Genomic DNA, 21,569 nt, shown 5'->3' with positions numbered 1-21,569 from the left:
TCAGTCTGCGGCCTGCTGCATCAATGCTTCGAGCTTGCGCGTGTCGGCAGCGAAGGCGCGTATGCCTTCGGCCAGCTTCTCGGTGGCCATGGCGTCCTCGTTGAGGGCCAGGCGGAAGCCGGCCTCGTCGTAGTGCACGGGATCGAGTTCCAGGGTCCGCGCGGCCTCGGGGTCCAGGGCGCGCGACAGGGGCGCATCGCTGGCGCCCAGCTGGGCCAGCAGTTCGGGGGCGATGGTCAGCAGATCGCAGCCCGCCAGCGCCACGATCTGGCCCGTGTTGCGAAAGCTCGCCCCCATGACCTCGGTGGCGATGCCGAAGTGCTTGTAGTGCTCGTAGATGGCGCGCACGGAACGTACGCCGGGGTCGTTGGCGCCGGCCATCGCGGCCTCGTCCCACTGGGCGCCGGCCTGCTTCTTGTACCAGTCGTAGATGCGGCCCACGAAGGGCGAGATCAGCTGCACCTTGGCCTGGCCGCAGGCCACGGCCTGGGAGAACGAGAACAGCAGGGTGAGGTTGGTGTGGATGCCGCGCAGCTCCAGCTGGCGCGCGGCCTCGATGCCTTCCCAGGTGGAGGCGATCTTGATGAGCACGCGGTCGATGTGCACGCCTTCGGCCTGGTACAGCTCGATCAGGCGCTCGGCACGCGCCACGGTGGCCGAGGTATTGAAGGACAGGCGCGCATCGACTTCGGTGGAGACGCGGCCCGGAATGGTGTTCAGGATCTCGCAGCCGAAGCGCACCAGCATGCGGTCCATGACCTCGTCGAGGCTGCGGCCCTTGTACTGGGCCACGGTGGCACGCATCAGCGGTGCGTACTCGGGCTTTTGCACCGCCTTGAGGATGAGCGAGGGATTGGTGGTCGCATCCCGTGGCTGGAACTGGGCCAGCTGGTGGAAGTCGCCGGTATCGGCCACCACGGTCGTGTACTGTCGAAGCGCGTCAAGCTGGTTCATGGAACATCCTTTGGGCGGGAACCTGGCGAGGGGCGGCATCGCACCAGGGCGGTGCGGTTGTACCGGCAAATCCTCCGAGTGTATGCGCCCGCATGGTTTGCATCGGCGTCAGGAAAGTAAGCGAAGGCTGCCGCTCATGCAAAATGCGCGCTGGACCTGCCTTGCGGCAACCGCTTCCCTTCACCCATAGAACAACGCCCACCGCCTAATGCTGGACCGCATCACCGCCTCGCTGCCCTCGCTTGCTCCCGCCGAACAACGCGTGGCCCGCCTGGTGCTGGCCGATCCTCGGGCCTTCGCACGACAGCCGGTGCGCGAACTGGCCGAGCGCGCCCATGTCAGCAAGCCGACGGTGGTGCGCTTTTGCCGCAGCATGGGCTACGACGGCCTGGCCGACTTCAAGCTCAAGCTGGCCGGCAGCGTGAGCGAGGGCGTGCCCTTCATCCACCGCAGCGTGGACACCGACGACAAGACCAGCGACGTGATGGTCAAGGTGGTGGACAACGCCGTGGCCGCCTTCCTGCAATACCGCAATGCCGCCAGCACCACGGCCATAGAGCAGGCGGCGCAGGCCATCGCCTCGACCTGGCAGACGGGCCGGCGCATCGAGTTCTACGGTGCGGGCAACTCGGGCATCGTGGCGCAGGACGCGCAGCACAAGTTCTTTCGCCTGGGCGTGACCAGCCTGGCCACCAGCGACGGCCACATGCAGGTGATGAGCGCCACCCTGCTGGGGCCCGGCGACTGCGCGGTGATCATCTCCAACTCGGGCCGCACGCGCGACCTGATGGACGCGGCCGACATCGCGCGCAAGAACGGCGCCACCACGATTGCCATCACCGCCAGCGGCTCGCCCCTGGCCTCGGCCTGCCACATCCATCTGGCCGCCGACCACCCCGAGGGCTACGACCGCTACAGCCCCATGGTGTCGCGCCTGCTGCACCTGCTGGTCATCGACGTGCTGGCCACCTGCGTGGCGCTGCGCATCGGCCCGGCCCTGCAGCCTGCGCTGGAGCAGATGAAGAACAACCTGCGGGCCAAGCGCTACACGTAGCACCGGCCCCCAGCCCACCCGCCTCGTTCAGCCCTGCCAGCGCCTGAGCACCAGCGAGGCGTTGACGCCACCAAAGCCGAAACCGTTGACCAGGGCATGCTCCATGGCCCAGGGCCTGGCCGCGCCGGCGATCAGGTCCAGCCCCTGGGCCAGGGGATCGGGCTCCACGAGATTGCGCGTGGCCGGCGCCATCTGGTCGCGCAGCGCCAGCACCGTGAAGATGGCCGCCACCGCGCCCGCCGCGCCCAGCAGATGGCCCGTGGCCGACTTGGTGGAGCTGATCGCCACGCCGCTTCCCTCGCCGAACAGGGAGCGCATGGCCGCCAGCTCGCCCCGGTCGCCCACGGGCGTGGAGGTCGCATGGGCATTGAGGTACTGCAGCTGATCCGGCGCCAGCCCGGCCATGGCAAGCGCCTGTGCCATGCTGCGGCGCGCGCCGTCGCCATCCTCCGGGCCCGAGGTGATGTGATAGGCATCGGCGCTGGTGCCGTAGCCCACCACTTCCGCCAGCGGCACGGCACCGCGCGCCAGCGCATGGTCCAGTCCCTCCAGCACCAGGGCGCCCGCGCCCTCGCCCATCACAAAGCCGTCGCGGCCCGTGTCGAAGGGGCGCGAGGCCTCCTCGGGCCGGTCGTTGTATCCCGTGGAAAGGGCCTTGGCCGCCGCGAATGCGCCCAGGCTCACGCGGTCGATGGCTGCCTCGGCGCCGCCGCACAGCGCCACATCGGCCTCGCCCGAACGGATCATGCGCAGGCCGTCGCCCACCGCCTGAACGCTGGCCGCGCAGGCCGTGACGGGGGCGCCCAGCGGGCCCTTGAGTCCATGCCGTATCGACACATGCCCGGCCGCGAGATTGACCAGGAAAGACGGCACGGTGAAGGGCGACAGGCGCGACACCCCCCGGCTGTCCGTGGTGCGCACGGCCTGGGCAATGGCGCCAAAGCCGCCGATGCCCGAGGCAATGATGCAGGCCGTGCGCGTGCGCTCCTGCTCGCTGGCAGGCTGCCAGCCGGCCTGGGCCAGGGCCTGGTCCGAAGCGTCCAGCGCCAGCGGAATGAAGCGGTCCATCTTGCGCTGGTCCTTGGGCGAGACCACGGCATCGATGTCCCAGCCGCCTTCCGGGTCCCGGGCCAGGTCGGGCACCTGGCCTGCCACCTGGCCCGGCACATCGGGCGCCAGATCCTCGGGCAGCCGGCTCAGGCCCGATGCGCCGGACAGCAGGCGCCGCCAGGCCAATTCAGTGCCCCGCCCCAGCGGCGAGACCATGCCCATGCCCGTGATGACCACGCGGCGGGGCAGGTGGGCCGCAGTATGGGCCGTATGGGATGTATGCGCTGTATGGACCGTACTCATGAGCCGCTCCTGGCACACCGTGCGGAGGTCGGAGCGTGCCCAGGCAGCAGGCTGCGCAGAAGTGAACAGGCATTCATCGGTTCTTCCCTGTAGAGTGCACAGCCCCTGCAGAACATGGCGCACAGGCCATGGCAAGGGCTGATTTATGATGATGTCCGTCATCATAAACGTGTTTTGATAACGACCACAATCATTGGATAGCGCACATGAAAGTCACGAAAGCCCAGGCCGCGCAGAACCGGCAGGACATCCTCGAAGCCGCCGCACGGCTGTACCGCGAGCACGGGCTGGACGGCGTCGGCGTGGCCGAGGTGACGCGCGGCGCGGGGCTCACGCACGGCGGGCTCTATCGCCACTTCGAATCCAAGGATGCGCTGGTGCGCGAGGCCTGCGCACGCGCCTTCGACTGGTCCATCGCGCCGCTGGACGGCCTGCAGGGTGAACAGGCCGGCAGCCTTGCCGCGCGCGTGCAGTCCTATCTGTCGCCGCAGCACCGCGACAGCCCCGGCGAGGGCTGCCCCGCTGCGGCGCTGGCCGTGGACGTGGCCCGGGCAGGCGGCGATCTTTCAGCGGTGTTCGCCGAAGGGGTGGAACGCAACATCGGCAGATTTGCGCGCGTGATCGGCACACTTGGCGACGATCAGGCACCCGATGCCACACAGCGCGCCCAGGCCATGGCCATGCTCAGCAGCATGGTGGGCGCCCTGGTCCTGGCACGCGCCACGGTCGCGGCCAATCCAGGCTTGTCCGACGAGATTCTGAAAACGGTGCAGGCCCACCTTCTTGCGCCCGAGGGCCAGGCCCGTTGACCCGCTCCGCCTGCGCTATACGTCCTGCGAATGCAGCGGCATGGCCTGCTCGATCAGGCTGGCGTGCAAGGCCGCGCCCAGTGGCAACACGTCGTCGTTGAAGTCATACCGGCTGCTGTGCAGCGGCACCCCGGGCTGGGCGCCCGTGGATTGCCCCAGGCGCAGGTAGGCACCGGGCTTGTGCTGCAGCATGAACGAGAAGTCCTCGGCGCCCATGCTGGGCTCCAGCTGCCGGTCCAGGTTCTCCACCCCCACCAGCGTCTGGGCCACATCGGCAGCAAAGGCGGCCTCCGCGGGGGAGTTGATGGTGGCGGGATAGATGCGCTCGTAGTTGACCTTGGCCGTGGCCCCCAGCCCCAGCGCCACCGCGCTGCACAACTCCTGCAGGCGCTGCTCGACACGGTCCTGCACGGCGGGGTCGAAGGTCCGCACGGTTCCCACCAGCGTTGCCGTGCCCGGCATCACGCTGAAGGCGCCCAGGTCCCCGGCCTGCACGGCGCACAGGCTGATGACGGCACTGTCGATGGCGCGCACATTGCGCGAGACGATGCTCTGCACCGCCGTGGTGATGTGCGCGGCCGCCAGCACCACGTCCACCGTCTGGTAGGGATGCGCACCATGGCCGCCGCGCCCCGTGATCTCGATGGTGATGCGGTCGGCAGCCGCCATCATCGCGCCCATGTTGATCCCCACCGTGCCCGCACGCATTGGCGGGCCCATTTAGTTTTGCTTACCTTTACTTCATTTTTAAAACTGTCGAAAATTACCATCTGCGAATCATTTCCGCTCGTCGTCGTCCTCTCCCAACCACCACCCTATATCCCCCACCCCACCAACTCCCAACCCACCCACACCCATCCAACACCCAACCCCTAAACTCTATCAACCCACCCCCCCCCCTCCCATTAACACCAAAAACCCCCCACCCCACACCCACCCACCCCCACACCCCCACCCCCATCCCACCCAACCCCCCCAAACCCCACTTCCTCCCCTTTCCCACACCCCCCCCCCCCCCCCCACCACCCCCCCCCCAAACCCCCACCCACCCCCACAACCCCACACCCACCCTTCACCCCTTCCCCCCACCCCCTAATAATCCCCCCTACCAATAATCAACCAACCCTCCCTCCCCCCATACTCCCTACCACCCCCCATCCTCCTCTCCTCCTATCCTCTATACCCACTCCACCCCCTACCTTCATTCCAACCCCCCAACACCCTTTCCCTCCCCCTCCCTACCCACTCACCTTTATTACCATTTCTCACCATTCCCCTTCCCCTCCCCTCCCCATCCCAATACACCCCCCCTCTATTCAACCCACATCCAATTAACCAAACTCCAACTAATTCCCCATCTCCAACCCAATAACTCCTTCACCAACTCCCTCCCCTCCCCCCCCTACATCCCAACTACCTTAAACCCCCCCCCACACCACTTCCACCCCTCCTTATTCCCCAACCTAATTACTCTAATCCTCTATCACCTCTCCCCCTCATTCTCCTTCTCCCCCCCCTCGATAATCCTATCTCTATTTTTTGCTCCAAATTTCTACCCTCAAACCCTCCCCTCTTCCCCCTCTTCTGGTCTTGGTGTGGTCCAGGGCCACATAGGCATCGGTACGCTTGGAGAAGGCGTAGTCGACCACCGCCACCAGGAAGTCTGCCTTGCCATTGAAATTACCCGTGCCCGAGCCCGACTGCTTGGCATGGTAGTAATGCGCGCCCACATTGATCTGGGGCGTGATCTGGTAGCCGAAGCCCATCTTGTACATCTGGCGCTTGTTGGCGTCGCCGGCCACGAAGCCGCCGTTGGACGAGCCCGTCCAGAAGGAATTGAGGATGGCCTGGTCGAATCCACCGCCTGCGGTTGCCGCCGGGTATGCGTCCTTGCGCTTGTTCAGGCCGTAGCCCAGGTTGACGTACCAGGGACCCACGCGGTAGGAGCCGCCCAGGGTATAGGCATCGACCTTGGTGCCGGCCGGCAGCGTGGTGCCCAGGTAGCCGGCGCCTGCGGAAATGCCGCTTTGGGAGTAGCGCAGATAGCCGCCGGCCGTCTTGATGGCGCCACCAGGGCTCACGGCGGCACCGACCTTGTCGAAGGTGTTGTTCTCGTCGAACGAATACTGCAGGGCGCCGCGCACGGGGCCGAACTCGGCCAGGTACTTGACCATGTTGCTGGCGCGCGCCCCCATGGACATGCCGATTTCAGGCTTGTAGGCCTCCATGTACGGCGAGTATGGGAAAGATGCATAGGTGGAGGTCACCAGGTCGAACAGCATGTTGTACTGGCGGCCCAGGGTGACCTGGCCAAAGCTCTTGCTGCGCAGGCCCACCCAGGATTGCTGGAAATAGCTGGCCGCGGCCTGCTCGCCGGTATCGGTGAGGAAACGGGCTTCCAGGTTGGCAATGGCTGCCAGACCGCCGCCCAGGTCCTCGGTGATGTTGATGCCCCAGCGGCTCTGCGACATGCCGCCGCCGATCATCTGGGTCTTGCCGCTCTTGGTCGGACCTTCATTGGTGGTGTGCCGCACACCGGCATCGACGATGCCGTACAACTGCACGCTGCTTTGCTGGGCGAATGCTGCCAAGGGTGCCGTTGCTGCCAACACCGCCAGTGCCACGCTCTTTTTCACGAATGAAGAATTCATTGTGTTGTCTCTCTCTTGTTAACGATTGGTTGGTGGAAATTTCATTCTAGAAACGCTTTTCCCGCCTCGTCACCGTTGGCACAAGCACAACACAGGTCTTTCCCTAGCACAAAACAAAAGAGCCAGTCCGAAGACTGGCTCTTTTTTGCTTCAAATGGCAACTGGCTTACGCCAGCCGTTCATTAGAAAGCGTGGCGGATGCCGACTTGCACGCCAGTCTGGCTTTCGCCAGGACGCACGGAGTAGGCAGTAGCGCCTTCGCTGTAGGAACCCAGACCCTTGGCGCCCAGACCCAGAGTGGAACCATCCTTGTTCTTCAGGAACGCCAGGTTGCCGTACAGAGCGGTGCGCTTGGACAGGTTGTGGACGTAGCCCAGAGTGATCTGGTGAGCCTTGGAGTCGATGTTCTTTTGGTCGTACAGAGCATACTGCAGCTTGACTTCGCCCACGCCGCCCACGGGAGCGGAAGCGCCCAGCATGTAGGAGTTGGTCTTGATGTCAGCGCCGACGTCACGCTTGAACTTGGTCTGCTGCAGCAGGCCGGTCAGCTTGGCAACGCCGAAGTTGTACGAAGCGCCCAGGGTCATTTCGTCACGGTCAGCAGCGATCAGGCCAACGGCAGTCTTTTGTTGTGCCAGGGCCAGGCTCACGCTCAGGGGGCCGTTGTCGTATGCAACATAGCCGCCGACGTAACGGCCAACGTTGTTAGCGGAACCAGCAGCACGCTTTTCGTCGAAAGCGTAGCCGATACCAGCGTTGAAGCCGCCGAAGTTGGGGGTGTAGTAAGACACCAGGTTGTTGGCGCGGATACCGTTGTCGTCGGAGTTCACACCGCCGGCCCAGTTACGGAAGCCCATGAACTGGCCGATACCGGTGGCGCTGAACAGGTCGTAGGAGGTCAGCTTCTGGAAGCTGGGCACTTGGTCGCGGCCCAGGCGCACTTCACCGAAGTTGCCCGACAGGCTCACGGTCGAACGACGCTTGAAGTCAAAGCCATTGCCATTGCCGGTATCGCCGAAGATTTCGCCTTCCAGCCAGAAGCCGGCCTTCAGACCACCACCCAGGTCTTCCGTGCCGCGCAGGCCCAGACGGCTGGTTGCGTTGCCGCTGGTGCCCAGACCGTAGCGGCTGTCGCCTGCTTGATCCTTGTTCACGTAGGCGATGCCGGTGTCCACGATACCGAACAGGGTCACGGAAGATTGAGCCATTGCGGCGCCGGAAGCAGCCAGCACTGCCAGGGCAATCAGAGATTTTTTCATTACGAGTTACTCCAAGGTTTAGAAGGGCGCCGGTCGTGAGGAAGAGAGGCTTGGCCTGATGCTCCACCGGTTTCCCGCGCCAACCTCCTGGTGGGGAAGTTAGGGCCTATTGCACCAGACCACCGCTGCCCATGCAAAGAAATTCACCCACAAACGGGCATTACCCCCCGTTTTTCGTTGCACTGCCGCAACAAACCTGCAGACCAACACAATCAGGCCCAACCCGAACATCGCGCCGGCCTTGTTGCGCTTGCACAAAGAGAGGGCATGGCGTCCTGGTGTACCGTTCAGACCCTGAATTTGCCAAGACTTTCCGCTCAAGGGACCGCCCATGGACAAGATACTGACTGCCGCCGATGCGGCGCTTCGCACCCTGTTTGCACAGCCTTCCGCCGCCGAGCGCTCGCCCGCCACCGGCATCGCGGAGGGTGAGCTGACCGAGGCACAGCGCCGCCTGTCGGGCGCCTTGATGCGCGTCAATCATGTCGGAGAGGTCTGCGCCCAGGCGCTGTACAACGCCCAGGCCATGGTGACGCGCGACATGGTGCTGCGCGAGCACCTGCTGGAGGCGGCGCGCGAGGAGACCGACCACCTGGCGTGGACCCGCGACCGGCTCAACGCCCTGGGCGACCGGCCCAGCCTGCTGAACCCGCTGTGGTTTGCCGGCGCCTTCGCCATCGGTGTGGTGGCCGCCAAGATCAGCGATGCGGCCAGCCTGGGTTTTGTGGTGGAGACGGAGGAGCAGGTGTCCGCCCATCTGGAAAGCCATCTGGACCTGTTGCCCGAGCAAGACCGCGCCTCGCTGGCCGTGGTGGCCCGCATGAAGGATGACGAGGAACGCCATGCCGCCGCAGCGCGCGAAGCCGGCGCCCTGGAATTGCCCCCCCCCGCCCGCGCCTTGATGCGCCTGGCGGCCAAGGTGATGACGACAACCGCCCACCGCATCTGAATCTTCAAGAACAATTGAAACGGCATTCCAGCGCAAAAAAGCGGGCCCTGCCCGCTTTCTTCATTTCAGGAGGGCCGCACCTAGGCGCAAGCCCGGCCATCGGCCGACATCAGGCCTCGACGATGTCGAATCCCGTGGTGATCTCGGCCGTCTTGCCCAGCATGATGGTGGCCGAGCAGTATTTGTCATGGCTCATGGCGATGGCGCGCTCCACCGCGCCCATTGGCAGGCCCGTACCGCTGACGGTGAACTGCATGTGGATCCTGGTGAACACCTTGGGGTCCGCATCGGCGCGCTCCGAAGTGAGCTTGACGCTGCAGCCTTTGACGGCATGCCTGCCGCGCTTGAGGATCAGCACCACGTCGTAGGCCGTGCAGCCGCCTGCACCGGCCAGCAGCATCTCCATGGGGCGGGGTGCCTGGTTCTGCCCCCCGTTGGCGGGATTGGCCGCATCCGGTGCCCCATCCATATTGACCACATGGCCGCTGCCCGTTTCCGCCACGAAGCCCATGCCCGAGCGCATGCCGGTCGTGCCGCCTGTCCAACTCACTGTGCATTCCATTGTCGCGTCCTCAAAAAACTGTTGCTATTTTGCATCAACTACACAAAAACCCTGATTTTGTTGCAACGCAGCACTTGTCGTGCATACAATGCACCCAAGCGTTATCTGAAGGGTTAACCCGGACACTCCTCCAGATGGACTGCAGATTGTGAACCAACTTCGCTCTGCATCGCACCAGTTGTCTCCTCCACCTCCTCTATTGGTGGATTCAGCCCCCGGCTTTGCGGCCTGGGGCTTTTTTTTGGTTTCGTCGCTCCCGGCCCGTGCAGGAGGCTGCACTGCAGCATGATTCACAAGCGCCTATGATGGCCGCCTGACACCGACGGGCCGCCTCCCGGCCTGCTGCTCTCCAGCCTTTCGCCGACGATGAACCACCCCCTGACCCCTGCCGACTACCTGACCAAGATCCTTACCGCGCGCGTTTATGACGTGGCCGTGGAGTCAGACCTGGAGCCCGCCAAGGCGCTGAGCCGCCGCCTGCACAACAAGGTGCTGCTCAAGCGCGAGGACCAGCAGCCGGTATTCAGCTTCAAATTGCGCGGCGCCTATAACAAGATGGCGCACCTGTCGGCCGAGCAGCTGGAAAAGGGCGTGATCTGCGCCTCGGCCGGCAACCATGCGCAAGGCGTGGCCCTGGGTGCACGCAAGCTCGGCTGCCGTGCCGTGATCGTGATGCCGACCACCACGCCCCAGGTCAAGATCGATGCGGTGCAGGCACTGGGCGGCGAGGTGGAACTGGCCGGTGAAAGCTATTCCGACGCCTACAAGCACGCCGTCAGGCTGCAAAAGGAAAAGGGCCTGACCTTTGTGCACCCCTTCGACGATCCCTACGTGATCGCCGGCCAGGGCACGATTGCCATGGAAATGCTGAGCCAGCTGCAAAAGCTGGGCAGCCCGCGCCTGGACGCGGTCTTTGTCGCCATCGGCGGCGGCGGCCTGATCTCGGGCGTGGCCAACTACATCAAGGCCGTGCGCCCTGACGTGAAGGTGATCGGCGTACACACCAAGGATTCGGACGCCATGCTGCAGTCCGTGCGTGCCGGCCATCGCGTGGAACTGGCCGACGTGGGCCTGTTCGCCGACGGCACGGCCGTCAAGCTGGTGGGCGAGGAAACCTTCCGCATCGCCCAGGGCCTGGTGGACGACTATGTGGTGGTCGATACCGACGCCGTCTGTGCCGCGATCAAGGACATCTTCGTGGACACGCGCTCCATCGTCGAGCCGTCCGGCGCCCTGGCCGTGGCGGCCATCAAGCAGTACGTTGCCAAGCACAAGACCAAGGGCGAGACCTATGCCGCCATCCTGTGCGGCGCCAACATGAACTTCGACCGGCTGCGCTTCGTGGCCGAGCGGGCCGAGGTGGGCGAGGAGCGCGAGGCCCTGTTCGCCGTGACCATCCCCGAGGAGCGCGGCAGCTTCAAGCGTTTTTGCGAAGCGGTGGGCAAGCTGCCCGGCGGCCCGCGCAACGTGACTGAATTCAACTACCGCATCAGCCACGAGAACAAGGCCCATGTCTTCGTGGGCCTGACCACGGCGGCACGCGGCGAGTCCGAGAAGATCGCCAGGAACTTCGAGAAGCAGGGCTTCGAGGCGCTGGACCTGACCTTCGACGACATGGCCAAGGAACATCTGCGCCACATGGTCGGCGGCCATTCGCCGCTGGCGCAGGAAGAGCGCCTGCTGCGCTTCGTCTTCCCCGAGCGCCCCGGTGCACTGTTCAAGTTCCTCAGCCTGATGGCGCCGACCTGGAACATCTCGCTGTTCCACTACCGCAACCAGGGCGCCGACTACGGCCGCATCCTGGTCGGCATGCAGGTGCCGGCCAAGGATGGCAAGAAATTCGACGCCTTCCTGAGCAATCTTGGCTACCCGTGGGTCGAGGAAACCGCCAACCCGGCCTACCAGCTTTTCCTCAAGTGACGGTCCTGGCTGGCCGGCACTGACACGCCCATGCAGCCGCTTCGCCACTTTGTCCTGGCCGTCCAGTTCTTCAGCCGCATCCCGGTCACGGGGCGGCTGGCCGCCTGGGCTGGCTGGAGCCCCCAGCTGCAGCACGCCAGCGTTGCCCATCTGCCCGGCGTCGGATGGCTGGTGGGCGCATGGGGTGCAGCGTGCCTGGCGGCAACGGGCTGGCTGCTGGCGCCCAGCCCCTGGATGCCACTGGTTGCCGCCGTTCTTTCCACCGTTGCCACGCTGTGGCTGACCGGCGGGCTGCACGAAGACGGATTGGCCGATGTGGCCGACGGCCTGGGCGGCCTTGTCCCGCCCGAGCGCGCGCTGGAAATCATGAAGGACTCGCGCCTGGGAGCCTACGGCGCCATGGCCCTGGTGATGGCGCTGCTGGCCAAGCTATCCCTGGTCGCGCTGCTGGTCGGCGTCCACCTGCAATGGGCGGCCTTGCTGCTGTGCAGCATCCATGTGCTTTCGCGCATGGCGCCGCTGGCCCTGATGCAATGCCTTCCCTATGTGGGCCAGGCCGCCCACTCCAAGGCCTTGCACGCCGCAGGTCGGCCATTGGCTGCCAGGGACCTGGTCGCGGCAACCCTCTGGTGCCTGCCCGCCCTGGCGCTGACAGGCTGGCTGGCGGGCCCGCCGCTCGTCATCGGCGTAGCCCTGCCCGGCGCCCTGGTCACGGCCGCCATGGTGCACTGGCTGCGCCGCCGGCTGGGCGGCATGACGGGTGATTGCCTGGGCGCCGCCCAGCAGGTCTGTGAACTGGCCATGCTGCTGGGCGCCGCCGCTGTGCTGATGCGCATGCAATGAACGCTTTGCCCATCCCGCGCCTTTGGCTGGTACGCCATGCCCGACCCTTGGTGGCGCCCGGCATCTGCTATGGCCGGCTCGACATGGAGGCCGACGCCCAGGCCACGGCCGATGCGGCGCAGGCCCTGCATCTCGCCCTGCCTGCGGATTGCCTGCTAGTGCATTCGCCGCTGCGTAGATGCCGTCAATTGGCACAGGCCCTGCAGGCACTGCGGCCCGGCCTGGCATCGGCGGCGGACAGCCGCCTGCTGGAGATGGACTTCGGCGAGTGGGAAGGCCAGCCCTGGGATGCGCTGGACCGCAGTGCCATCGACGCCTGGGCGGCAGACCTTGCCGGGCACACGCCGGGCCGGGGGGAGTCCCTGGCGACCATGCTGCGCAGGGTGGATGAGGCCTTGCTGCAGGCGAGCAGGGGTTCGGAGGGCGAGGGCGCCGCACGCGACACCGTCTGGATCACCCATGCCGGCGTGGCGCGCTGCGTGCAATGGCTGATGCGCGAAGGCAATGCCCTGCCCCAGGCAGACCGATGGACGCTGCCCGCGCCTGACTTTGGCGGCTGGCTGGTGCTGGACCTGCCGTTGCCGCGCTGACCGGGATCAGCGCTTGTCGGGCAGGGGAATCTGCAGCGTGATGGAAGCCGGGCCATCGACCCTGGGACCCAGGCGCGCCTCGCGGCCCGACACCGACTGCAGCACCACGCCGTCTTCCACGGCGCGCCCCACGCGGAAGGGCTTGGCCGGCTGGTTGCCCACGGCGATGACCGCCGCGCCGCCGCCGCTGTCGCGCCCGGCCAGCACGCCGACCAGCGCATAGCGCGAGACCACAGGCGCTGCAGCGGGGGCGACGGCGCCCTGCGCGGCTGCCACCCCTCCCAGCGCCTGCGCCAGCGCAGGCGCATCGACCTGCAAGGGCTCGGCGGGCGCGGGTGGCACGGGCGCTCCCGCGCCGCCGTTGCCCAGGCGCATGGCCCAGAAAGCCACGACGCCGGCAGCCAACAGCCAGAGCACGAATGTGGCCGCCTTGACATGCCAGGTCCGGGCCTGGCCGCGGTTCAATGAAAGTGTCACCATCGCGCGATTATGATGGAGCGATATGTCCAATTTGCTGCACCGTTCCATGACCAGCCTTCCCCGCCGTCCGTTGCCTGCCCTGCGCACTGCCGTCCAGCGCGGCTTCACGCTGATCGAGCTGATGGTGGTCCTGGTCATCATCGGCGTGCTGGCGGCCCTGATCGTGCCCAATGTGCTGGACCGCGCCGACGATGCACGCGTCACGGCTGCACGCACCGACATCACCAACATCTCCCAGGCGCTCAAGCTCTATCGCCTGGACAACCAGCGCTATCCCACGGCGGAGCAGGGCCTGCAGGCCCTGATCGTCCGCCCCACGAGCGGACCGCTGCCCAACAACTGGAAGCCCTACCTGGAAAAGCTGCCCAACGACCCCTGGGGCCGTCCCTACCAGTACCTGAATCCGGGCATCAAGGGCCCCATCGACATCATGTCCTTTGGCGCCGACGGCCAGGCCGGCGGAGAGGGCAAGGATGCCGACATCGGCAGCTGGCAATAAGTCGATGGCCCGGGCGACGGCCCGCAGGGGCCGCGCCGCATCGCACCACAGGCCCGCGCTCCCGGCGGGCCTGCCTGCTCTCATGCCCCGCCAGACCGCTCCCTCCTCCCTGCCCCCCCCTTCGCGCGGCTTCACCCTGCTGGAGTTGATGGTCGTCATCAGCATCATGGCGATTGCCGCCGCAGGCGTGAGCCTGTCGCTGCGCGACAGCGGACAGGCACAGCTGGAACGCGAGGCCGAACGCCTGGCCGCGCTGCTGGAGTCTGCCCGCGCCCAGGCCCGTGCCAACGGCGTGCCCGTGCGCTGGCGGCCCATGCCGCAGGGCTTTCGCTTCGAGGGCCTGCCGGCCAGCGCGCAATTGCCCTCACAGTGGCTGCAGCCCGGTGTGCAGGCACAGCCGGCCACGCCGCTGGTACTGGGCCCCGAGCCGCTGATTCCGCCCCAGTCCGTCACGCTCACGCTGCGCGACTCCACCAGCCCCCCGCTGCGCGTGGCCACGGATGGACTGCGGCCCTTTGCCGTGCAGTCCCTGCCATGACAGCCATTCACGGACCGCGTCGAAGACACGGTGCCCCCAAGCGCCCGGCACGCGGCTTCACGCTGATTGAGGTGCTGGTGGCCCTGGGCATCGTGGGCATTGCGCTCATGGCCGGTCTGCAGGCCACATCGGCCCTGACACTCAACGCCGAGCGCCAGTCCGAGGTGCTGCTGGCCCAGCTGTGCGCGCAAAACGAGCTGGTGCGCATGCGCCTGTCGCGCCAGATGCCACCCGTGGGCGACAACAGCGTGCCCTGCGAGCAGGGCGGCCGGCAACTGCAGGTCCGGCTCAGCGTGCGGCCCACGCCCAATCCCAGCTTCCGCCGCGTCGATGCCCTGGTGGTCACGGCAGAGCATCCCGTGCTGCGCGTATCCACCATCGTGGGACGCTTCTGAATGCGCTTGCATCACCCCTCCCGCACGCACGGCTTCACCCTGGTGGAGCTGATGGTGGCCATCGCCGTCATGGCCCTGCTGGCCCTGGTGAGCTGGCGCGGGCTGGACAGCATGGTGCGCTCGCAGGAGACCATTCGTGCCCGCAACGAGCAGCAGATGGTGCTGCAGACCGTCATCGCCCAATGGAATGCCGACCTCGAAGCGCTGATGCCGCTTGAAAACACGCAGGTCATCGACTGGGACGGCCAGGTGCTGCGCATGACCCGCAAGAGCAGCGCCGTCGTGGACGACGGCGCCGTGGTCGTCGCCTGGGCGCGCCGCCAGACGGCCGGGCGCGACCAGTGGCTGCGCTGGCAGTCGCCGCCGCTGCGCACGCGCGCGCAGTGGCGCGATGCCTGGAACCAGGGATCGCAATGGGGGCGCAACCCCTCGGACGACCAGCGCCGGCGCGAAACCGTGCTGATGCCCCTGGACCAATGGCGCCTGTACTACTACCGCGACAACGCCTGGAGCAATCCGCAGTCCAGCGGCTCGGACAACGGCACGGGCACGGTCAACCCGCCGTCCGGCGGCACCAACAGCAGCGCGCAGCTGCCCACGATTCCCGACGGCATCCGCGTCGAACTGACCCTGCCGCCCGACAGCGCCATCCCTGGCCGCGTCACCATGGACTGGGTCAACCCCTTGCGCTCCAACAGCCGATCATGATCCGCGCATCCCGCCCCCTGCCCGGCCGCCGCAGCCACCGTGGCGTGGCCCTGCTGGCCGCCATGCTCACCGTCACGCTGGTCGCCACGTTTGCCGCCACCGCGCTGTGGCAGCAGTGGCGCAGCGTGGAGGTCGAGACCGCCGAGCGCAACCGCATGCAGGCCGCCTGGATCCTGCTGGGCGCGCTGGACTGGTCGCGCGTGGTGCTGGCCGAGGATGCACGCACCAGCCTGCAGGTGGACCATCTGGCCGAACCCTGGGCCGTGCCGCTGCAGGAGGCGCGCCTGTCCACCTTTCTGGCGGCGCAGAACAACGTCAGCCAGGTCGATGACGGCATGGCCGACATGCAGGACGCCTTTCTCTCGGGCCAGATCATCGACCTGCAGTCGCGCCTGAACCTGCGCAACCTGCTGGGCGCGCCCGACAGGCCCGAAACCCTGCGCCCGCTGTCCCGTCTGCTGGAGCGCCTGAACCTGCCCCCTGCCTATGCCACGCAGATCGTCCAGGCCCTGCGCGCGGCCGCCACCCCTGGCGAGGGCTCGCAGTTCCTGATGCCGCGCACGCTGGGCCAGTTCGGCTGGCTGGGCCTGCCGCCCGAGGTCGTCGCGCGCCTGGAACCCTATATCACCCTGCTGCCAGAGAACACGCCCGTCAACCTCAACACCGCCAGCGCCGAAGTCATCTGGGCCAGCGTGGAGGACCTGACCTGGTCCCAGGCCAGCCAACTGGTGCAGCTGCGCGCATCGCGCCCGCTGCGCAGCCTGGCCGATGCCTCCAACGCGCTGGGCCTGCCGCAGAAATTCGAAGGACAGAACCTGTCGGTGGCCACCAGCTTCTTCGAGGCGCGTGGCCGCATGCGCCTGGGCGAGATCATGGCCAGCGAACGCTCCATGTTGCGTCGCAGCAACATGACAGTCACTACCATCTGGCGTGAGAGGGGGGACTGGGGATTGCCCGAAGCTCCCGCGCCATGACAGATGGCTGTCACACTCGCCCCCTACAATGCCCGCTTCCGCCCATGAGCACCTTGATTCTTCATCTGCCTGCGGGCCCCGCTGGCGAATACGCCTACGCACTCAGCAGTGACGGCCTGCGCGCCGACCGGCATGGCCACGCCGCCGCAGGCCTGCTGCCCGATCCTGGCCGTACTGGCCAGACGGTTGCCGTGGTGCCGCACCAGGCCTTGTCCTGGCATCTGGTCAGCCTCCCCCATGGCGTGCCTACGGGAAGCCGGCGTGGACATGTGCGCCTGCGCGCCGTGCTCGACGGGCTGCTGGAAGAGCGCCTGCTCGACGAGCCCTCCCAACTGCACCTGGCCCTGCAGCCACAGGCACGCGCAGGCGAGCCCTGCTGGGTTGCCGCCTGCAACAAGGCCTGGCTCCATGCCCACCTGCAGGCCCTGGAATCCGCAGGGCGGCCCGTGGGCCGCATCGTGCCGGAATGTCCGCCCCAGGCCACACCCCAGCTCTGGGCCGTGGGCTCGCCCGAATCGGCCTGGCTGCTGGCCACCGGCCTGAGCACCGCCCCGCAGGGCCTGGACTCGCTGGCCTGCCTGCCGCTGCGCAGCGACAGTGCCGACCCCGCCCTCCTGGCCGCACTGCTGCAGGCCGTGCCCCCCGACACCCCGGTCCAGGCCGACCCGGCGCTGGCCCGCGCCGCCGAGGCCCTGCAGCGCCCCGTCAGCCTGCTGACGGATGCCCAGCGCGGCCTGGCAGCCCGCGCCCAGGCCTGGGACCTGGCACAGTTCGACCTCGACCTGGGCGGCGGCAGCCGCACCCGTCGGCGCATGCTCGACGGCTGGCAGAGCTTTCTGCGCGCGCCGCAATGGAAGGCAGCGCGCTGGGGCGCCGTACTCGCCCTGCTGGCCCAGGTGGCCGGCCTCAATGCCTGGGCCTGGACCGAGAACCGCGCCATCGCGGCCAAGCAGGTCCAGGTGCGCTCCACGCTGGCCACCAGCTTCCCCCGCGTGCCCGTCATCGTTGACGCGCCCGTTCAAATGCAGCGCGAAGTCGCCATGCTGCGCCAGACCGCCGGCGCGCTGACGCAGGGCGACCTGGAGCCCATGCTGGCCGCCGCATCCCGGGCCCTGCCCGCTGGCCAGTTGCCCCAGGCCATGGACTACCAGGACCGGCAGCTGCGCCTCAAGGGCGTCTCGCTGGAGGCCGAGGCACTGGAGCAGGCACAACAACATCTGGCTGGCAGCGGCCTGCGACTGCAGCGCGACGGCGCCGACCTGCTGCTTGCCCCGGAGGCCCGGCCATGAACATGCGCACATCCCGCCAAAGCCTGGCAACACTGCGCGCGCGCTGGAATGCCCTGGCGCCGCGTGAACAGAACATGACGCTGCTGGCCGGTGGCGTGGTGGCCCTGGCCCTGCTGTGGTGGGTAGCCCTGGCCCCCGCGCTGCACAGCCTGCGCACCGCGCCCGAACGCCACGCCCAGGCCGACCGCCAGTTGCGCCAGATGCAGCTGCTGCAGGCCGAGGCCGAACAGCTGCGCGGCAACGCACGCCCCGTGGTCGGCGATGCCAAGGCGTTGCTGCAAAGCTCGCTGTCCGCCGAACTGGGCGCCTCCGCCCAGTTGAACTGGATGGGCGACCGCGCACAGATCACGCTCAAGGCCGCACCCGCCGCCGCGCTGGCGCGCTGGCTGGCCCAGGTCCGCAGCAACACCCATGCCGTTCCGGCCGAGATGAAGCTGGCCCGCAGCGCATCCCCCAGCGCTGCCTCCGGCGCCGCAGGCGCTGCCGATGCCGTGCGCTGGGATGGCAGCCTGGTGCTGGACCTGCCCGCCGATCCGTCGCGGGCGCCTTGAGCATGCAACGCAAGTCCCGCTCCCAGCCGTCCCTGCGCGCACCGCGCGGCTGGGCGCTGGCCGGTGCCCTGTGTGGCCTGGTGGCCACCACCGTCGTCTGGGCACCCGCCGCCTGGCTGGCGCGCGGCGTGGATTCGGCCACGCAGGGCCAGGTGCTGCTGCAGCAGCCGCGCGGCACGCTGTGGAACGGCTCGGCGTCCCTGGTCTTCACCGGAGGCGCGGGCAGCCGCGACCGCGCGGCCCTGCCCACACGGCTGGAATGGACGCTGCGCCCCCGCCTGGACGGCGCCCGCATACAACTGCGCAGCGAATGCTGCACACCCGCGCCCGTGGTGCTGGACCTGCTGCCCCGCTGGCAGGGCCTGAGCGCCGTGGTGCATGACAGCGACACGCGCTGGCCCGCCTCGCTGCTGTCCGGTCTGGGCACGCCCTGGAACACGGTGGACCTGCAAGGCCAGCTGCGGCTGGCCACGCAGGCCCTGCAGCTGCAACTGCTGTGGCAATCGGGCCGCTGGCGCAGCGAGGGCAGCACGCGCCTGGAGGCGCTGGCCGTATCCTCACGCCTGTCACCGCTGCGCCCGCTGGGCAGCTACCGGCTGGACGTTCTCGGGGGCGACAGTCCGCAACTGCAGCTCAGTACCCTGACCGGCGACCTGCGCCTGAGCGGCCAGGGCCAATGGGTGGGCCAGCGGCTGCATTTCCAGGGCGAGGCCTCGGCCAGCCCGGAGCGCGAAACCGCGCTGTCCAACCTGCTCAACATTCTGGGACGGCGCCAGGGGCCCCGGTCCATCATTTCCTTTGGTTGATCCATGACTCAGCAGCACACGACCCCGTTCTGGCGCAACACCCTGCACACGCTGGCCGTCAGCGCCATGCTGGCCTGCACCGCTGGCACCGCCCAGGCCCAGCAGACCAATGCACCGGCCGGCGCCACGCCCAGCCTGCGCCCCGGCGAGCCTGTGACACTGAATTTCTCGGGCGCCGACATCGAGGCCGTCTCGCGCGCCATCGGCGCCATCACCAACCGCAACGTGGTGGTCGATCCGCGCGTCAAGGGCCAGATCACGCTGCTGACCGACAGGCCCGTGCCGCCTGCCACCGCCTACCAGCAGTTCCTGGCCGCGCTGCGCCTGCAGGGCTTCACCATTGTCGAATCGGCCGGCCTGTACAAGGTCATCCCCGAAGCCGACGCCAAGCTGCAGGCCAGCGAAGTGGCCGTGGGCGCGAGCCGCAGCAGCGCCGGCAGCCAGATCGTCACCCAGATCTTCAAGCTCAACTACGAGAACGCGGCCAACCTGGTTCCGGTGCTGCGCCCGCTGATCAGCCCCAACAACACCATCAACGTCAACCCGGGCAACAACTCGCTGGTCATCACCGACTACGCAGACAACCTGCAGCGCATCTCGCGCATCGTGGCGACCATGGATGTGTCCAACGCCACCGATGTCGAAATCATTCCCCTGCGCCATGCCGTGGCCACCGACATGGTGGCCCTGGTCTCGCGCCTGATCGAAGGCGGCACGGCCAGCCCCGGCGGCCTCGCCGTGACCGCCGGCGGCGCCAATATTCCGGGCCAGAGCGACAACGCCTTCAAGACCTCGCTGATGGCCGAGCCGCGCAGCAACTCCATCGTGCTGCGCGCGGCCAACCCCGCACGCCTGGCCCAGGTGCGCTCGCTGATCGCGCGGCTGGACCAGCCCGCCATGAACGGCGGCGGCGACCAGGGCAACATCCATGTGGTCTATCTGAAGAACGCCGACGCCGTGGCGCTGGCCACCACCTTGCGCGCGGCCATCGGCGCCCAGGCCACGGCCGCCGGCACCGCCGGCCAGCCCGGCGCGGGCGGCGCAATGGCGCAGGGCAGCGGCGGCATGTCGTCCCCCCCCACCTCGCAGCCCGTGGTCTCGCGTGACTCCAGCGGCACGGCCTCCATGGGAATGGGTTCTTCCTCGGGCCTGGGCAGCAGTGGCGGCGGGGGAGCCCTGGGCGTGGCCCAGCAGCCCTCCACGGGCGGCATGATCCAGGCCGACCCCTCGACCAACTCGCTGATCATCACGGCCCCGCCGCCGGTCTACCGCCAGCTGCGCGCCGTGATCGACAAGCTCGACGGCCGCCGCGCCCAGGTGCTGATCGAAAGCCTGATCGTCGAAATCAAGGACAACCGCCTGGCCCAGTTCGGCATCCAGTGGCAGGCCATGCTCAGCAACAACGGCCGCGTGATCGGCACCCTGGGCACGAACTCCAATGTGGCGGGCGCCAACATCCTGAACCTGCTTGGCCTGGTCAAGGAGGGAGGCATCGACGGCAGCGCCATCACGGGCGACACATTGACCAGTCTGAGAGGCACCAACCTGGGCTTCACGCAGCGCGTCAACGGCAAGGACACGCTGGGCTTCCTGGCCAACTTCCTGCAAAACAGCGGCGACGCCAACATCCTGTCCACGCCCAACCTGATGACGCTGGACAACGAGGAGGCGCGCATCATCGTGGGCCAGAACGTGCCCATGGTCACGGGCTCCTACGCCAGCAATTCCACGGGCGGCACGGTCAACCCCTTCACCACGGTGGAGCGCAAGGACGTGGGCCTGATGCTGCGCGTGCGCCCGCAGATCAACGAGAACGGCACGGTGAAGCTGGCCGTGTTCCAGGAGGTCTCCTCGGTGGACGAGTCCACGCGCAAGGACAGCAACGGCCTGACCACCAACAAGCGCTCCATCGAATCCAACGTGCTGGTCGAGGACGGCAACATCGTCGTGCTCGGCGGCCTGATCGACGACAACTACTCCCAGGCCGAGGACCGCGTGCCTTTGCTGGGCGACATTCCCGTCGTGGGCAACCTGTTCCGCAACACCAACCGAAAGCGCAACAAGACCAATCTGATGGTCTTCCTGCGCCCCGTGGTGATGCGCGATGCGAGTGCGACCAACCAGGTCTCGTCCGAGCGCTACGAAGCCATTCGCGCGCAGCAGCAGAGCCTGCAGCCCGAGCCCAGCGCCCTGCTGCGCTCGGTCAATGCCGCACCCGTGCTGCCCACGCTGACGCCGCAGCACGATCCCGGCTCGTTCACCAACCCGGCCGCCATCGTCAACGTGCCGGGCGCCAGGCCGGAGCTGATCGACTTCACCCAGCCGCAGCCCGCAGCGCCCGCCCCCGTGCCGGCCGCCCCCGGCGCGCTCTGAGGCAGGAGGGCC

21 protein-coding genes and 1 pseudogene are annotated in these 21,569 nt (G+C 67.5%); 15 read left to right on the top strand and 7 right to left on the bottom strand.

The features are described 5' to 3' along the window. Positions 1-954: a transaldolase gene (tal, locus tag ACFPFG_RS23520; protein WP_197955031.1), complete on the bottom strand. Its 954-nt coding sequence runs from the start codon at positions 952-954 to the stop codon at positions 1-3. Between the two features lie 208 nt (positions 955-1,162). Between tal and ACFPFG_RS23515 the strand changes: the two genes are divergently transcribed. Then, positions 1,163-2,008 carry a MurR/RpiR family transcriptional regulator gene (locus ACFPFG_RS23515; RefSeq protein ID WP_016448717.1) on the top strand — a complete coding sequence of 282 codons (846 nt, stop codon included), beginning with the start codon at positions 1,163-1,165 and terminating at the stop codon, positions 2,006-2,008. 27 nt (positions 2,009-2,035) lie between these two features. Here the strand turns inward: ACFPFG_RS23515 and fabF are convergent, their stop codons facing one another. Continuing rightward, positions 2,036-3,361 carry a beta-ketoacyl-ACP synthase II gene (fabF, locus tag ACFPFG_RS23510; protein ID WP_380108481.1) on the bottom strand — a complete coding sequence of 442 codons (1,326 nt, stop codon included), beginning with the start codon at positions 3,359-3,361 and terminating at the stop codon, positions 2,036-2,038. Positions 3,362-3,567: 206 nt separating this feature from the next. Here fabF and ACFPFG_RS23505 point away from each other — a divergent pair, with 206 nt between their 5' ends. Next, positions 3,568-4,170 (top strand): TetR/AcrR family transcriptional regulator, encoded by a 603-nt coding sequence (locus ACFPFG_RS23505; RefSeq protein ID WP_197955029.1) that lies wholly within the window; start codon positions 3,568-3,570, stop codon positions 4,168-4,170. A 15-nt stretch (positions 4,171-4,185) separates the two neighbouring features. Here the strand turns inward: ACFPFG_RS23505 and ACFPFG_RS23500 are convergent. The 3 genes and pseudogenes from ACFPFG_RS23500 to ACFPFG_RS23490 all read right to left on the bottom strand — a co-directional run. Continuing rightward, a pseudogene (locus tag ACFPFG_RS23500) lies at positions 4,186-4,884 on the bottom strand (amidohydrolase); the annotation flags it as partial. A gap of 818 nt (positions 4,885-5,702) precedes the next feature. After that, entirely contained in the window at positions 5,703-6,821 is a 1,119-nt protein-coding gene (locus ACFPFG_RS23495; protein WP_380108479.1) for a porin, read from the bottom strand. Between the two features lie 182 nt (positions 6,822-7,003). Further along, the gene (locus ACFPFG_RS23490; RefSeq protein WP_183019558.1) at positions 7,004-8,080 is read right to left on the bottom strand and encodes a porin; all 1,077 of its coding nucleotides are present in this window, start codon (positions 8,078-8,080) and stop codon (positions 7,004-7,006) included. Between the two features lie 331 nt (positions 8,081-8,411). Here ACFPFG_RS23490 and coq7 point away from each other — a divergent pair, with 331 nt between their 5' ends. Then, on the top strand, positions 8,412-9,029 hold the full coding sequence (gene coq7, locus ACFPFG_RS23485; RefSeq protein ID WP_183019559.1) for a 2-polyprenyl-3-methyl-6-methoxy-1,4-benzoquinone monooxygenase: 618 nt from the start codon (positions 8,412-8,414) through the stop codon (positions 9,027-9,029). 109 nt (positions 9,030-9,138) lie between these two features. Here the strand turns inward: coq7 and ACFPFG_RS23480 are convergent, their stop codons facing one another. Beyond that, positions 9,139-9,591, bottom strand: coding sequence for an OsmC family protein (locus ACFPFG_RS23480; protein WP_183019560.1), 453 nt, complete (start codon positions 9,589-9,591; stop codon positions 9,139-9,141). A gap of 366 nt (positions 9,592-9,957) precedes the next feature. On the opposite strand from ACFPFG_RS23480, the gene ilvA reads away from it, so the two are divergent. Genes ilvA through ACFPFG_RS23465 form a run of 3 tightly spaced genes read left to right on the top strand, consistent with a single transcriptional unit; the run spans position 9,958 to position 12,944 of the window. Further along, complete coding sequence (ilvA, locus tag ACFPFG_RS23475) at positions 9,958-11,511, top strand: threonine ammonia-lyase, biosynthetic (RefSeq protein ID WP_183019561.1); 1,554 nt, start codon at positions 9,958-9,960, stop codon at positions 11,509-11,511. A gap of 30 nt (positions 11,512-11,541) precedes the next feature. After that, a complete protein-coding gene (locus ACFPFG_RS23470) occupies positions 11,542-12,354 on the top strand; it encodes an adenosylcobinamide-GDP ribazoletransferase (protein WP_380108475.1) in 813 nt (270 codons plus the stop codon). Then, on the top strand, positions 12,351-12,944 hold the full coding sequence (locus tag ACFPFG_RS23465) for a histidine phosphatase family protein (RefSeq protein ID WP_312374182.1): 594 nt from the start codon (positions 12,351-12,353) through the stop codon (positions 12,942-12,944). Before ACFPFG_RS23470 ends, ACFPFG_RS23465 begins: the two co-directional genes overlap by 4 nt. A gap of 6 nt (positions 12,945-12,950) precedes the next feature. Here the strand turns inward: ACFPFG_RS23465 and ACFPFG_RS23460 are convergent, their stop codons facing one another. Beyond that, complete coding sequence (locus tag ACFPFG_RS23460) at positions 12,951-13,424, bottom strand: type II secretion system protein N (RefSeq protein WP_034397087.1); 474 nt, start codon at positions 13,422-13,424, stop codon at positions 12,951-12,953. Positions 13,425-13,446: 22 nt separating this feature from the next. On the opposite strand from ACFPFG_RS23460, the gene gspG reads away from it, so the two are divergent. The 9 genes from gspG to gspD all read left to right on the top strand — a co-directional run bounded on the left by gspG (position 13,447) and on the right by gspD (position 21,557). Continuing rightward, entirely contained in the window at positions 13,447-13,923 is a 477-nt protein-coding gene (gene gspG / locus ACFPFG_RS23455; RefSeq protein WP_012207486.1) for a type II secretion system major pseudopilin GspG, read from the top strand. Between the two features lie 82 nt (positions 13,924-14,005). After that, a complete protein-coding gene (locus tag ACFPFG_RS23450) occupies positions 14,006-14,461 on the top strand; it encodes a GspH/FimT family pseudopilin (RefSeq protein ID WP_197955027.1) in 456 nt (151 codons plus the stop codon). Beyond that, positions 14,458-14,856 carry a type II secretion system minor pseudopilin GspI gene (gene gspI, locus ACFPFG_RS23445; protein WP_197955025.1) on the top strand — a complete coding sequence of 133 codons (399 nt, stop codon included), beginning with the start codon at positions 14,458-14,460 and terminating at the stop codon, positions 14,854-14,856. Before ACFPFG_RS23450 ends, gspI begins: the two co-directional genes overlap by 4 nt. After that, a complete protein-coding gene (locus ACFPFG_RS23440) occupies positions 14,857-15,564 on the top strand; it encodes a prepilin-type N-terminal cleavage/methylation domain-containing protein (RefSeq protein WP_183019566.1) in 708 nt (235 codons plus the stop codon). It begins immediately after the preceding gene. Continuing rightward, positions 15,561-16,538, top strand: coding sequence for a type II secretion system minor pseudopilin GspK (gspK, locus tag ACFPFG_RS23435; RefSeq protein ID WP_197955023.1), 978 nt, complete (start codon positions 15,561-15,563; stop codon positions 16,536-16,538). The genes ACFPFG_RS23440 and gspK overlap by 4 nt, the downstream gene beginning before the upstream one ends. A 44-nt stretch (positions 16,539-16,582) precedes the next feature. Continuing rightward, positions 16,583-17,827 (top strand): type II secretion system protein GspL, encoded by a 1,245-nt coding sequence (gspL, locus tag ACFPFG_RS23430; protein ID WP_183019568.1) that lies wholly within the window; start codon positions 16,583-16,585, stop codon positions 17,825-17,827. Continuing rightward, entirely contained in the window at positions 17,824-18,378 is a 555-nt protein-coding gene (gene gspM / locus ACFPFG_RS23425; protein WP_183019569.1) for a type II secretion system protein GspM, read from the top strand. The genes gspL and gspM overlap by 4 nt, the downstream gene beginning before the upstream one ends. 2 nt (positions 18,379-18,380) lie before the next feature. Continuing rightward, positions 18,381-19,184 (top strand): type II secretion system protein N, encoded by an 804-nt coding sequence (gspN, locus tag ACFPFG_RS23420; protein WP_183019570.1) that lies wholly within the window; start codon positions 18,381-18,383, stop codon positions 19,182-19,184. 3 nt (positions 19,185-19,187) lie between these two features. Then, the gene (gene gspD, locus ACFPFG_RS23415; protein ID WP_380108470.1) at positions 19,188-21,557 is read left to right on the top strand and encodes a type II secretion system secretin GspD; all 2,370 of its coding nucleotides are present in this window, start codon (positions 19,188-19,190) and stop codon (positions 21,555-21,557) included. Positions 21,558-21,569 lie beyond the last annotated feature (12 nt).

The organism is Delftia deserti (genome assembly GCF_042653485.1).
GTDB classification, from domain to species: Bacteria; Pseudomonadota; Gammaproteobacteria; order Burkholderiales; family Burkholderiaceae_C; genus Comamonas; species Comamonas acidovorans.
This window is presented reverse-complemented; position numbering and strand designations above follow the sequence as displayed.